The following is a 13,046-nucleotide window of genomic DNA, read 5'->3' on the forward strand; positions in this document are numbered from 1 at the left end:
GCCGGGCTCGCGGCGTAGCGGGTGCCGAACAGGTCACGCCCGTAGGACAGTTCCATCCGCTTGGGATCCAGCGCCCACACTTGCGCCAGGCCCGCTCGCGTAGCGGGTAGTAGGCCGCGGATCGTCGACCAGATGACCGAGCCCTTGCCCGCCCCGGTGGCCCCGGCGACCAGGACATGAGTGCCGTGGACCTTCAGAAGCCAGGGCTTGCCGTCCTCGCACGTGCCGACCTCCACCGGCCCCACCGACGCCTCAGCCGGAACGGGTACGGCTGGGAGCGGTGTGGCGAGGGAAGACGAGCAGTAGCCGGCCCGAGCGTGCGATGGAGACTCGGCAGGATCGAGCGCCGAAGCCGTGGGCGAGGTGGTCGGTGCGGTCGGCCCAGTCCTTGACCGACTGCCCGGTGAGCATCCGCACCGTGACCAGGTCGGCCCACGAGGTACAGGTGACACGGACGATGCGGGGAAGGTAGTCCCGGCCGCGTAAGTGTCGCCCGAGCCCGGAGATGATCATTACCGGTTGCCAGTGGCGCCGGTAGATCCACACCAGCCGCCACCAGGCCAGCAGCCGCCAGCCCACCAGCCGCAGGAACGAGGGACGGGCGAGGAGGCACCACGTGGTGAGGCCGAGCGGAACCAGGACGACGAGGCCGAGGCCCCAGCGCCAGCCGTAGAAGTAGGTGAGCGCGCCGGGGGTGAGGGCGACGGCCGAGGCGATCGGGTGGCGCCACAGCAGCCGTACGAGACCGGCCAGCAGCCGCCACGTGAAGATCAGAATCGTGAGGGCCGCTGGGGTGCGGACGACAGCCGGGCGGAAGACGACGGCGGTATCGGGGGTCGTGGAGACGAGGTGCTGCGCCTCGTCGCCGGGCAGTTTCTTGAACATTAGGCTGGGGGCCTTCCTTGAATTCGCGTGAGAGGGAGAACCAAGGGGCCGCCGGAAGTTGGCGCTTCTGGCGGCCCCGCTTACGGGCCAGGCCGCCTTGTCCTGCCCGGCCTGGTCGGAGCCGGCGAGTTGTTCGGTGTGCAGGCGCTCGCAGTCGGCCAGGTAGCGCGCGGAAGCGGCGAAGATCTCCCGGGCGAGGTTCACGTCCCGTTCGGTGACCGGCCCGCCGCCCGTGGTGGTGACCGTCATCTGTGCCTCAGTGCTGGACAGGGTCAGGAACGGTCGCTCACCGTCGCCCCCGAACGCCTTGGCCGACATGTCCGAGGTGCAGAAGGAGACATCGGGTGACGCCCTCACGAATCGACGCGGTGACGTAGGTGTAGGGCTTGTGCTCACTCACGCGGCCACGTCCTTACCGGCCGAGGCCGAAGCACTCTGCCGAGCGGGAGCTGCAGCAGAGCGGGGAGCGCGCATCGCCGTTGCCCGGATGGACCAGGCCAGGCGACCGGTGTTCTGGGCGACGTAGGCGGTGGCGGTCATGCCGTCGAACTCGACCGGCACGAACGGCAGACCGGGCAGCGCAACCGGGACGACTGCTGAACCGGGGACAGGATCTTGACCGAGACCGTCTTCTGGCCGGCCTTGACGGTTGGATCGGCGTCCATTACCGCGACCTGCCACACCAGCTCTCCGGTGTTCTTGTCCTTGGCGTAGACGGTGTGGCCCTTGGACGAGGCGTCGAAGTCCTTGACCTGCTCGACCTCGCCGACGATGTAGCAGCCGTGCGGGAAGACCTGTGTGAAGCTGATCGGGATGGGGCCTTGGATGGCCATGGGGGTTCCTCTCCTTGAGCGGCAACCAGATGGCTGGTTGTTCACTTGTCCGCTTAAGTTGAAAGTAGCCTACGACCACTCGTCCGCACAAGTGATTGAGTCTAGCGGGCCACGAAGACCTGCCATGCCACAGGAAGTCATAGCTATCGACTGCCAGCGCATCCGCACTCCAGTTATGTGGCGACCCAGGGATCGGTGTGGAGATTGCCGCCACGCGGCGGATCAAAGTATCTTCATATCAAGATAAATATGAGGAGTTGTGATGCTGCATCACGTGCTGCTGGCCTGTCCCCCTGGAAGCGAGCCGGTCTTGCGCGACTTCTACGAAGGCGTACTCGGCCTGGCCGAGATTCCCAAGCCCCCCGCTCTCGCCACTCGCGGCGGGTGCTGGTTTCGCGGCCATGGCATCGAACTGCACCTGGGTGTCGAGGCCGACTTCCGCCCCGCTCGCAAGGCACACCCAGGTCTCTTGGTCCGCGACATCGACCAGTGGGCCCAGCGGCTGAGCAACGCCGGCTATCCGGTCGACTTCGACGATGACTTCCCAGGAATGCGCCGCTTCCACAGTGAAGATCCCCACGGCAACCGCCTGGAGTTCCTCGAACCGCTTCCCTGATGTCGGTGTACAGGTAGATGTGCACAGGCATGTACGTACAGGCTTGGTGCGTAGGCGGCGGCCCACTCCCGGCAAGAAGCTCAGCGCGGCGACGGCAGCACGGCCAGCTCGCAGGCGTAGGCGTCAGCCGGCGCGCTCAGCACCCAGACGATCATCGCAGCCAGCGTCTGCGGCCGGATGCACAACTCGGGATCGTACGGGCGCCCGAAGGCGCTCCTGACCTCACCCAGGTGATCGGTCGCCGTCGCCGCGGGATAGACCGTGGTGACGCGTATCCCATGGGCGGCCTCCTCCTCACGCAGTGAATCGGCCAGTTCCCGAAGTGCCGCCTTGCTGGCAACGAACGCCGACCAGCGGGGGACACCGGTCATCCCGGGCGAGGCGTTGACGAAGATCACATGGCCCCTGGACCGCCGCAACGCGGGCAGCGTCAGCCGTACCAGTTCGGCGGCGGAGGCCACGTTCACCGCCAGCGTCCGCCGCCACGTCTCGGGGCCGGCCTCGGCGACGGCCTCCACGGAGGAGATTCCCGCGCAATGCACCAGCGCCTGCACATCTCCCAGTTCCCCCGCGTCCTCCAGCCCTCCCACGGCAGCGGCCAGCGTCCCGGGTTCAGCCAGATCCGCCTCAATCCCCCGCACATTAAGCCGCCCGACATCGCGCCCCACGGCAGTCACCCGATGCCCGGCCTCTACGAGCGCGCTGACCAGCGCCGTCCCGATCCCTCCGGTGGCTCCGGTCACCAGCACATTTCCCATGAGACTCACTTTCTTCGCGGCGCAGTACCTGATCATCGCCCCCGGAGAAGTGGCACACAACCTCGTGTACTTCTGTCCGTACCTGCCTCTGCACTTGAACCCGTACACCGACACCAAGCGCCCAGGCCGTCCGTGAACGGTTGGCGCCCTACGGCCTGGGCGGAGGGAACTACCGCTGGTTGCCTTCAACGTGCTGGCCGACGCAGAGCTCGGCCAGATAAAGGCGCTACTGATCCGTGGCCAGCAGGACAGGTGGTGGCACTTCGAGGCTTCCTGCGTCACCGATGCCTGGCACAACGCCTAGTCAGCTCACCTGATAGACGTCCTGGAGTTCGTGAAGGTCACCGGGGAGAGCCACGCTCATCACCAGGAGCACAGCCCCGGCAGCGTCATGCACGGTGGCCAGCACCCCAAGGACGGGCTTGGCGGAGCCGAGCAACTCGGCCTCTTCCTTGGTCGGGTTGCGCGCGGTCAGCCGCTCGGTGACGTGATCGAAGCGTAGGTGCTTGACCGCCTGGAGATGATGTCGCACCCCGCGCGCCAGCGGTTCGGGCTTGTCGACGTCGGTGCCCAACGCGATCTCCAGCGGGAACCACAGGGTCTCCACCGCCGACACCCGGCCACCTTGCTTGGCCACGCGTCGACGTGAGATCACCGGCGTCTTGTCCTCCACACCGAGCAGGTGGGCGATGTGACGGGGAGCCGGAACCCGGGCAACGTCAGTGACCGTCTCGCCGCTCTCGGACTGCTCGGTCACCGCCAGGCCCGGCCGGATGCGATCGGCGGCGCTCTCGGGACGGCCCTTCACGAACGAGCCGCGGCCGTGCTCACGCTCGATCCAGCCTTGCATGGCCAGCGTCTGAAGCGCCCGCACCACCGTCGTGCGGCCCACCCCGAACTCCCGGACGAGCTGCGTCTCCGAGGGCAGCATGTCGCCGGCCGCGTACTGCCCGGCCTCGATACGCTCCTGAATCGTGCCCATCACCTGGGCATACTTCGGAGGGGCGAAATCCCTGCTCATCTTAACCGCCCGATCGCTCTACCACTTGTCTGCACAAGCACACTACCGGCTGAGGGCAGCCCTGTCAGGACCACAGCAGCGACAGGCGACTACCTCGCCAGCCCGGCCAGAATCCTGATCCACACCACCCGTCCCTGAGCAGGCGACCACGCCTCACTGTGAAACACGGTCACCCGATTTTTGTCCTGAACCGTGCGCCGAATGAACGACAGCCCGCCCGCATCGCACAATTCGTAAAACGTCACCCGATGCTCATGACAGGTCCAGGCCACTACCCGAACCCGCCCGAAACGACGCGACCTATTCCAGGTCAAAGACGTGCATCCAGGAGCAGCCGGTACGAGATGATGCGCCATGCACGACACTCCCCGCCGGGGAGGATTCTCGCTCATGATTCCTGCCGCTCGAAACGCACCGACCCGGCCGGGTCCACGGTGGCGTGAAAGATCACCTGCCGTGACCAGTCGTCCTGCACGGCGCTGAAGTCGTACACCCGGTGCGTGATGCGGCCCCAGACCGTCGCGGGCGACTCCATCCGACGCAGCTCCGTGCGCAGCGTGTCCATCGCCGTGGCCTGCCCCGAACTGATCCCGCACGGTCCGAGCTCGTCGGTTTCGCCGGAGGTGATGAACACCTCCCACTCGAACCTCTCGACGAGCTGTTCGGTGCCGCCGCAGTAGATGCAGTCCTCCTGCGCCGAGAATTCCAGGTGAAGGCCCATGGCCGCCACGCATCCACGACGGGTGACTATCTTCCAGCCGCGCCCGTCGCACTCCGTGCACTTAACCGGTGTTGTCATGCCGAAAAGAATGTCCGGGCGAACTTTTCCGCCCTATCCCGCGCAGGTATACCACCAAGAATATAGAGTCCCGTTCTGCGGCAATGCACCACTTCGGAGCCGATGACCGAAGGATGGAATGCATGGGAACGCTTTCAATCCGATCGAGATTCCGGCACGGGTCTGGGACAGCGACGAAAGCCAAGAAATTCTTAAGAACCGTGACGCGATGGGGCTTTTCACTCTCGCTGTCAAGTACAGCGGAGCAAGCCAGATCCGTCTCAGCACGGCGACCGGAATAGCCCAGGGCCACGTGAGCCTGATCATCCGAGGGCGACGCCAGGTCACCGACCTGGACGTCTATGAGCGCATCGCCACCGGCCTTGGCCTGCCCGACCACGCCCGCATGCTCTTCGGCCTGGCCCCACTCGACCTCGCCTCCCCCACCGGGGACCGCGGCGACAACCACCAGGAGCAAACCGACGAGCTGACGGCCCGGATCGAAGCCGCCGCCGCCGTCGACCCCACCACGGTCATGATCCTCGCCACCGAGACCAACAACCTGCGCCTGCTGGATCGCCGACGCGGCGGGGTCGCCATCGCCGACAAGATGCGCACCCAGATCTCCCAGGTGGAAGATACACACCGGCACGCGGTACGACCCGGCCTCCGCGCCCAGCTCGCCCACATCCTCGCCGAGACCGTATCCCTGGCCGGATGGCAGGCCATCCACACAGGTGCGCTCAACGACGCCTGGAATCACTACGAGCGCCAAAGCCGCCGCCCGCGAAGCCGACGATCCCTCAGTGCTCGCCTACGTCTCCGCCGAACAGACCTACGTCCTCATGGAACTCGGCAGGCTGGCCGAAGCCACCGAGCTACTCCAGTACATCCACGCCACCCACCGCGACCGCATCCCCCACCTGTTACAGACGTGGCTGTCAGCAGCCGAGGCCGAAGCCGCCGCGATCCTCGGCGACGAAACCACCTGCCGCGCAGCCCTCGACCAAGCCGCCGCACTTCTACCGGACGGGGACGCCGATGTGAGCATGCCCTACCTCTCCTTGGACGCTCACCACCTCGCCCGCTGGCGCGGCAACTGCCTGGTGCGCTTCGGCGACCCCGGCACCGTCGAAGATCTGCGCTCCGCCCTGGCCGGAATAGCCGGCACCTACAACCGCGCCGAATCCGGAGTCCGCTGCGACCTGGGCCATGCCCTTCTGGCCAGAGGAGAACCCGACGCGGCCCAACCCCACATCCAACGCGCCCAGCAACTCGCGACCATGACCGGCTCCCGCCGCCAGCGCAAACGCATCGAGGAACTCGCCCGGGCGGTCAAGCGCTCACTGCGTTAAGAGCACCTAACAGAATGAAGCGGTCTTCTTCCGGCACCCGCTGGGCAGACGAGGTTGTCGGTACGCGCAGGGTTGACGTGCTCCGGTTTGCACGTATCTTTCATTTAGGAAAGTTTCCTAAGAATCCCCTCTGTTGCACATCCCCGAAGTAAGGCGCGAACCGGGGTGTACGGAACGTGAAACGGCCATCTGTCACCAGTACTAGGAGAGGGTATGAGAAGAACCCTGCGCGTCCTCGCCGCGACCGTGCTCGCGGTGGGAGCCGTTACCGTCGGGTCGAGTGCGCTGAGCCCGGCGTCGGCAGGAGTCAATGACTGTGACTACACCTTCGGTCAGAACTCGTTTTCCGCCCGATGCGCGACGAACGGTCCTGCCTACGAGTTCCGCGCGTGGGTCCAGTGCGTCAACGGCCGTAGGGACGGCGGCTGGGTGACGACCAACAGCGGTCAGTGGAGCACAGCGAGCTGCGGACCATGGTGGATCGACCGCCTGAGCTACGGCACGGACGTGCGCCCGCTCTCCTAACGCGGGTACGGCGGTACCACCTTCAAGAACACGTCACCGACGCGCAGAGTCGCGCGCTCGGAATGGGCGACGACGACTTTGACCTCATCCATGGGCGACCAGTATCCCGGGGATGATCGCCGACGTCGCCAGGTTTATCGCGTGCGATTACGCGGCTGACCGCGTCCCGCTACCCGGCGGCCTCGTGCACGACACCGACCTCTGACCAGGTCAAGCCCACCACTTTTGTTAGGAGTCCTTCGCTTTTAACCCGATGGCGAGTGGTTCTCGACGGAAAACGGCCACCGCGCGATGCTCCGAGTACGACCAAGTGCCCGGAGGTGTGCGGTGACCGTCATTACCAGTGTGCTTTCGCCGGACTCATCCCGCCAAGAGCCAGCCAACCTAGCGGCGTTCCGGCAGGAGCTGATGGGTTGCTTCACCCGTCGCTCGGATGCGCTGTTCGAGCTTGCCGATGCCGTACTGGCCGCCGGGCCGGTGGTCTCCTTGCCGCACCTGTCGCTGGATCCCCTGCATCGGCGCGGACACGGCAGTGTGTATGCCGCGCCGGCTCAGGGACGCATCAACACCGGCGCTCTGCGGGACCTGCTCGCCACGCGCTTGCATCAGCAACCTGCGGTATTCGCCATCGATGTCAGCTGCTGGGCGCGCAGCGATGCCGAATGCTCACCTGGCCGCGGGTTCTACTATCACCCCTCAAAGCACTCGGCGGGCAAACCGATCATCGCCGGATGGGCGTTCTCCTGGCTGGCCGCCCTGGAACTGACGACCGACTCCTGGACCGCCCCGCTGGATGTGATGCGCCTGGTCCCTGGTACGAACGTCAACGATGTCGCGGCCAGACAAATCCTCCAACTGCTCCCACGTCTGCCCGACAGCGGTGGCCGGCTTCCGCTGTTCGTCCTGGACGGCGGCTACGACCCGGTCCGGCTGATTCTCGGCCTACCGGCCGCACCGGTGCAGCTGCTGGTGCGGATCCGCTCCGATCGCTGTTTCTACGCCGCTCCGCCGCCTACCGAGCCGGGTGCCCGTGGCCGACCGCGCCGGCACGGCGCGAAGTTCGCCTGCACAGACCCGACCACCTGGCCGCCGCCGAGCGCCACCCTCACCACGACAGATGCACAGTACGGCACCGTCACCGTGCACGCCTGGAGCGGCCTGCACGCCAAGACCCAGCAGCATGACGGGCACGGTAGCCGTGGCCCGCGCCCAATCGTGCCCGGCACCGTGGTCCGGCTCACCGTCACCGCACTACCCGGCCGCACTCGCAAGCCCAAGACCCTGTGGCTGTGGTGGCACGGCCTCACCGGCTGCCCCTTGGACTTGAACCTGTTGTGGCGGTCCTACGTGCGGCGCTTCGACCTTGAGCACACCTTCCGCTTTTGCAAGCAGACCTTGAACTGGACGCTGCCCAGGCCCCGCACTCCCGAACAAGCCGACCGGTGGACCTGGCTCGTCATCGCCGCCTACACCCAGCTGCACCTGGCTCGCACCCTCGTCACCGACCTGCGGCTGCCCTGGGAGAAACCCCTGCCCACGCACCGATTGACCCCTGGCCGGGTACGGCGCAGATTTCGCTCCATTCACGCGGCGGTAGGCACTCCCGCCAGCGCGCCACAACCCTGCGGACACTCCCCGGGCCGTCCACGCGGCACCATTCGCGGCCCCGCACCTCGCCACCCGGCCATCAAAACGACCAGCCAGGCAGCCTAACGCCCCATCACCGGGTTAAAAGCGAAGCTTAGCCTAGATCAACCCCGAGGGGTAGAAGACGGTCATCGACCGATCTTCTGGCACATTTCGCCTCGGCGCCGAAAACCTTGGGGCTTTCCGACTCGTACATGCCAAACTCTCCCGCATGGAGATGCGAGACGGGCAAGTGGCAGCCGAAGTCCTGAAGTCATTGGATTACCTGATCCAGGAGGCTGGCAACATCCAGGTCACTGGGGATCAGACCGGCAAGAAACGCTATCTCAACTGGATCGACACCGCCGAGGGTCGACTTCGGCAGCATTTCACAGACACTCGCATAGCCGACGACCTACTCACACCACGGTTTGAGCGAATCGACCGTGACTACAGCAACCCACCTCCTCTCGGGTTCAACATCGCGCTCCGCGGTGAGGTCGAAAAGCAGAAGGGCCGACTCACTCAGCTTAGAGATGAACTCCAACAACTGATGAAGTGGTCAACCCGCGCGGGAAAGATCGCGATCCTGGACTGCAACGTCTACATGCACTGCATCATGTTTAACGAAATCGATTGGTGTAGGAAACTCGGCGAGAATGTTGTTCGGGTTGTGCTGCCAATCGCTGTAATCGACGAGCTCGATAAGATCAAGTACATGGAGCGAGGCAATCGCGGAGATCGTGCCCGAACGGTACTCAAGGTCCTCGACGGATATCTCGACGATCTCCAAACCGATGGCTTTGCACCACTCAGAGCAAAGACGACTCTCGAAATTTTCATGGATGAGCGCAGCCATCAGAGAACTCAAGACGTGGATATCGAGATCGTCAGCAGAGGCGTTCTCCTGCAACAGATCACAGGTGCGCCAGTTCTCGTCGTAAGCAACGACCGTGGCATGCGGCTCAAGGCCCACACCCGAGGGTTGACGCCTTGGGCGATTCCAGAGCATCTATTGCTGCCGACTGCTAAGTAGACAAGCCGGGCAGCACACCAGCACCATAGGCGCTGAGAACCCCGCCCAAGGCGCCGCTGACCACTGGGGAGTTAACGCATCCGATTCGCAGGAACCCCAAGGAAGAGCGGGCCGCGTGGCTCTGGCTGTACTGACGATCAAAGGTGGACGTTACCCGAAAGCTATCTATCGCTGCAGGTCAGCGGCATGATCGTGCGTCACGCCGAGCTTTCAGATTCAGTACAGCCACGAGTACAGCCAAGGGGACGAACTCTGGCGGAACTCAGCGAACGTCCACGGACACCACACCCGCAGGCCAGAGCTTCAGACATCGATCGAACCGACTTCTTTTAATCCGCAGGTTCCGGGTTCAAGCTCCAGACGCCTTGCCCTAATGACCACTGTGCAATATGCGTGCAATGATCATGGAGTTCATGGTGATGAGACCTGGTCGCGCCGCAGGTGGGAGGCCATATCTCAGCCGGAACGGTCACGTCCTGTAAAACCGCTGCAGGCACTGCCGGAAGATATCTCGAGCGCTGTCTACCTGGCTTTGACCTGTCATCCCCCGAAGTGGACATACGCCACGGTGCCAGGACGGGCGCCAAGAGCAGGCAAAACGCCCATATGTGGTGGGTGGACGAGCCGACTCAGCTTCTTTTCTACATCATGCCGCCAAGCCTCCGGAGCTTGTCATCAAGGGAGCGTAGGACGCCGGGGAGCGTCTCTGCTGCGTACGATAAGGACGCCGCAGTTCTGCTGAGGTTGTTTCCGTCGAACACTTCCGCTGCATAGGCGAGGCGACTCGCTGTGAGATTGTCGACCCCTACTGGGGCATCGTTCATCACTGAGATGATCTGCCTCAACTCCTGCAAGGCATCTATATTAAGGCTACCCGTCCGTTCCAGCTGCTCAGCGATGCGCTCAAGGCGAGTTACGGGCGGCTCGAATGCCTCTACTAGCAAGGCTTCGATCAGATCGTCGGTCATAGGGTTCCTGATGAGAGCAAGGTGTTTGCCGTGCTCTCCTTCATGCTTGCGTTTCCATTCAAACAGGAGCTCAGGCGGGTAGAGATCCGCGCCTGTCTTCTTGTCATCAACCTCCGCATGATGCGCCAGGCATAGAAGTATTAGATTGCGAAAGGAGTCCCTTTCCTGCTCCTCTTCGAGAGTACGGCAGGGGCGATGACGTGCGGATCCAGGTTGCACACCGTAGATGTGAGCGATCTGGGCGTTCTTCTTGTAGACGCCAGGCCTGACTTCGAAAATCACCGGAAAGGGGCAATCCGGGGCATAGCATCGTCCGTTACTAAGCGCCCAGAGCGCCGCCTGTATGGGGGCTGGAATGTTCCTTCGCTTGTCGCGCTTTTCGACCACGCCCAGAGACTAAATCGCCTGACCGGCTTCGTGAAGACGGCCGACTCTGCTGATTGAGCAGGGTGCGCTGCGAGCCTCGCAGCGTAAGGCTGCGACAGGGGAAAATCAGTACAGCGGGTGGGATTACCGTCACCCTAAGTCGAGAACTTCGACCTCGTGACCGCAATGGCCGCCCCAGCGCAGGGTGGCGGCACGAGAAGGGGGACTCGACCATGCCCAAGTACCTGATTCAGGCGACCTACACCGCGGATGGCCTCAAAGGAGTGTTGCAAGATGGCGGCACCGGACGCCGGCAAGCGGTGGAGCGCATGGCGGAAAGCGTCGGCGGGCGGGTCGAGCAGATGTATTTCGCGTTCGGCGAGACAGACACGTATGTGATCGTCGACCTGCCGAGCAATGCGGCTTCGGCCGCTGTGGGTCTCACAATATCGGCCTCTGGGGCGGTACGAACGAAGACGGCTGTCCTGCTGACGCCAGAGGAGATCGACGATGCCGCGCGGATGGAGGTGGCATACCGGGCTCCTGGCGCGTGACAGCCGGGTGATTGCGAGCGCCTGGACTGCGGCTTGTGCGGCTGCTGCCGGGATGGGGTCGGGCGTCGTCGTCTCCATTCGCGATCTCCAGCAGGACTCGTGCATGGCACCAGTCGATCTCTCCCGGCTCGGGGAGCGGACACCAGCAGGCCAGGCCCTTGCCATCGGGATCGCGCCGGATCTCGTCTTTGCTTGGGTAGTCGGGTAAACCGGCGCCATACGCGACTGCGGTCCGGAAGTCGGTGACTGCGTGTCGGCGGCGGACAGCCACAGATCGGAAGACCGGCTCACCCTCCCAGTCATGGACGATGGGCCGGTAGTCGCTCCATCGGAACGGGTTGTCCCACTTGGTCGGCCGGCCAACGTACACGGCACCCTCGGGCATGCGCCAGCCTCTTGTGCACCGCCTCTGGAGGCGCTTCGGCTCTTCGGGTCTCAGCCAGAACCAAGATCCGGGATATGTGCGGGATGATCTTAGGTGTCGGGTAAGAGGCGGGAACCGTACGCGCGGCTCGGAGGATGTTGCTCGGTTAAACCTTGATCCGCTGTAAAACCGTCGGCGATTTGTGTCGCCCTTACAATCGCCCGATGTCGGCTGGTCTCCGTACGCGGTTTAGGGCGGTCGACGATGCGCGCTTCATCCCTCGGTACGGCTCGCTACCAGACAGGCGCGACCTGCCCGGTTTGCATACCTACAGTGTGGACGTGGCCCAGCGCGAGGTAGACCGAACAGTTCATGCTCCACTACGGCCCGACGAACGGGTATGCGGAGAGTGGTACCGCGTCACCTCCCGCAGGCGAGGTGGGCCGTTTCACTTTCGGGCGATGCGGATGGACACGGGGCTGGGGGCGAACGTCAGGATCACCGGTCACTGGCGTTCGGGAGATTGGCATCCGGGTGAGACGCTTGAACTCCGGAGACGTAAGGGATGCAGACTCGCGATCATGGGTGCTCAGATGGAGTTGGCCCCTAATGAGATGATCGAGCGCAGAGGACGACGAACCCTCTTGGTGCCGGAAAACCGGTCGCTCTAACCGTGCGGCTGCATCTGGACACTGCCTTCAAACGAATGGATGCGGGCGAAGATCGCATAATTGGGAGACCGGGTGGATTGGGGAAGCATTCAGCATGACCCGAAGGGGTGTGCCGACCAGGTCGACGCCGCCTTTGATCGAGGCGATCCTCTGGTCGGGGTGGCCGTGATCGGCTTGTCCCTGTGTCATGACGATGCCGAGGTCATCGCTCCCCGGGCTCGTAGAGCCATCGCCGCCGGCGAACAGCAGCTTCGCTGCCAGGGGTTGACCGCCGTGTCACACATGGTCCGCCGTACCGGTGAGATCGATGACGTGACGCTGGAGACTCTCCGGCCGCTTCTGCACGACCTGAACCCTGTGGTTCGCGAACATGCGGGCAGCATCGTCGCCGATGTGTGGATCTTCGTCCCGCATCCCCGTCTGCCGGCTTGGTTGAGCAGGCGACAGAGACTACAGAGCGTCAAATGGTGGTTCGTGATGAGGTGGACCGGCATCGGCCTGTACTTCCGCCGGCCTTGAACGGAGGCCACCTGCCGTTGATCTCGCGAAAAGCGCTTTTCAAGATCCGGAACATGTGCGGATCGACCTCCCCTCTCCAATGAAGATCACCTGATTTACCAGCAGGTCAACGTGCCGCCAGGCCAAGAAGCAGCGTTCCACTTCTAATCCGATGCTCTCCTGCATGGAGGT

Annotated in this window: 16 protein-coding genes; 7 read left to right on the top strand and 9 right to left on the bottom strand. The window is 64.1% G+C overall.

Annotation, left to right across the window (positions count from 1 at the left end):
• The 3 genes from ABT130_RS23875 to ABT130_RS23885 all read right to left on the bottom strand — a co-directional run.
• A partial coding sequence (locus ABT130_RS23875; protein WP_350958659.1) for an FtsK/SpoIIIE domain-containing protein occupies positions 1-236 on the bottom strand: 236 nt, incomplete at its 3' end.
• Between the two features lie 16 nt (positions 237-252).
• Positions 253-1,242, bottom strand: a complete 990-nt coding sequence (locus ABT130_RS23880; RefSeq protein ID WP_350958661.1) for a hypothetical protein — start codon at positions 1,240-1,242, stop codon at positions 253-255.
• A gap of 179 nt (positions 1,243-1,421) precedes the next feature.
• A complete protein-coding gene (locus tag ABT130_RS23885) occupies positions 1,422-1,718 on the bottom strand; it encodes a hypothetical protein (protein ID WP_350958664.1) in 297 nt (98 codons plus the stop codon).
• A 262-nt stretch (positions 1,719-1,980) separates the two neighbouring features.
• Between ABT130_RS23885 and ABT130_RS23890 the strand changes: the two genes are divergently transcribed.
• Positions 1,981-2,334: a VOC family protein gene (locus ABT130_RS23890; protein ID WP_350958667.1), complete on the top strand. Its 354-nt coding sequence runs from the start codon at positions 1,981-1,983 to the stop codon at positions 2,332-2,334.
• 80 nt (positions 2,335-2,414) lie between these two features.
• Here the strand turns inward: ABT130_RS23890 and ABT130_RS23895 are convergent, their stop codons facing one another.
• The 4 genes from ABT130_RS23895 to ABT130_RS23910 form a co-directional block, all read right to left on the bottom strand.
• Positions 2,415-3,092: an SDR family NAD(P)-dependent oxidoreductase gene (locus ABT130_RS23895; protein WP_350958670.1), complete on the bottom strand. Its 678-nt coding sequence runs from the start codon at positions 3,090-3,092 to the stop codon at positions 2,415-2,417.
• Between the two features lie 304 nt (positions 3,093-3,396).
• On the bottom strand, positions 3,397-4,113 hold the full coding sequence (locus ABT130_RS23900) for a GntR family transcriptional regulator (protein ID WP_350958671.1): 717 nt from the start codon (positions 4,111-4,113) through the stop codon (positions 3,397-3,399).
• A gap of 388 nt (positions 4,114-4,501) precedes the next feature.
• Entirely contained in the window at positions 4,502-4,912 is a 411-nt protein-coding gene (locus tag ABT130_RS23905; RefSeq protein WP_350958674.1) for a hypothetical protein, read from the bottom strand.
• Positions 4,896-5,666 (bottom strand): hypothetical protein, encoded by a 771-nt coding sequence (locus tag ABT130_RS23910; RefSeq protein ID WP_350958677.1) that lies wholly within the window; start codon positions 5,664-5,666, stop codon positions 4,896-4,898. The genes ABT130_RS23905 and ABT130_RS23910 overlap by 17 nt, the downstream gene beginning before the upstream one ends.
• Before the next feature lie 31 nt (positions 5,667-5,697).
• On the opposite strand from ABT130_RS23910, the gene ABT130_RS23915 reads away from it, so the two are divergent.
• From ABT130_RS23915 to ABT130_RS23930, 4 genes are all read left to right on the top strand, one after another.
• Positions 5,698-6,246 (top strand): hypothetical protein, encoded by a 549-nt coding sequence (locus ABT130_RS23915; protein ID WP_350958679.1) that lies wholly within the window; start codon positions 5,698-5,700, stop codon positions 6,244-6,246.
• A 213-nt stretch (positions 6,247-6,459) separates the two neighbouring features.
• The gene (locus tag ABT130_RS23920) at positions 6,460-6,771 is read left to right on the top strand and encodes a hypothetical protein (RefSeq protein WP_350958682.1); all 312 of its coding nucleotides are present in this window, start codon (positions 6,460-6,462) and stop codon (positions 6,769-6,771) included.
• A gap of 327 nt (positions 6,772-7,098) precedes the next feature.
• Positions 7,099-8,484 (top strand): NF041680 family putative transposase, encoded by a 1,386-nt coding sequence (locus ABT130_RS23925; RefSeq protein WP_350958685.1) that lies wholly within the window; start codon positions 7,099-7,101, stop codon positions 8,482-8,484.
• 145 nt (positions 8,485-8,629) lie between these two features.
• Entirely contained in the window at positions 8,630-9,433 is an 804-nt protein-coding gene (locus ABT130_RS23930) for a PIN domain-containing protein (RefSeq protein ID WP_350958688.1), read from the top strand.
• 641 nt (positions 9,434-10,074) lie between these two features.
• On the opposite strand, the gene ABT130_RS23935 is transcribed toward ABT130_RS23930, so the two are convergent.
• Entirely contained in the window at positions 10,075-10,788 is a 714-nt protein-coding gene (locus tag ABT130_RS23935) for a hypothetical protein (RefSeq protein ID WP_350958691.1), read from the bottom strand.
• 212 nt (positions 10,789-11,000) lie between these two features.
• On the opposite strand from ABT130_RS23935, the gene ABT130_RS23940 reads away from it, so the two are divergent.
• Positions 11,001-11,321: a GYD domain-containing protein gene (locus ABT130_RS23940; RefSeq protein WP_031163594.1), complete on the top strand. Its 321-nt coding sequence runs from the start codon at positions 11,001-11,003 to the stop codon at positions 11,319-11,321.
• Here ABT130_RS23940 and ABT130_RS23945 read toward each other — a convergent pair.
• Positions 11,209-11,760, bottom strand: coding sequence for a DUF4326 domain-containing protein (locus ABT130_RS23945; protein ID WP_350958779.1), 552 nt, complete (start codon positions 11,758-11,760; stop codon positions 11,209-11,211). The two genes, ABT130_RS23940 and ABT130_RS23945, sit on opposite strands and share 113 nt — an antisense overlap.
• 668 nt (positions 11,761-12,428) lie before the next feature.
• On the opposite strand from ABT130_RS23945, the gene ABT130_RS23950 reads away from it, so the two are divergent.
• Positions 12,429-12,875 (top strand): hypothetical protein, encoded by a 447-nt coding sequence (locus tag ABT130_RS23950; protein WP_350958694.1) that lies wholly within the window; start codon positions 12,429-12,431, stop codon positions 12,873-12,875.
• The last annotated feature ends 171 nt before the right edge of the window (positions 12,876-13,046 follow it).

The organism is Streptosporangium sp. NPDC001681 (genome assembly GCF_040298085.1).
In the GTDB taxonomy this organism is placed as follows: Bacteria; Actinomycetota; Actinomycetes; order Streptosporangiales; family Streptosporangiaceae; genus Streptosporangium.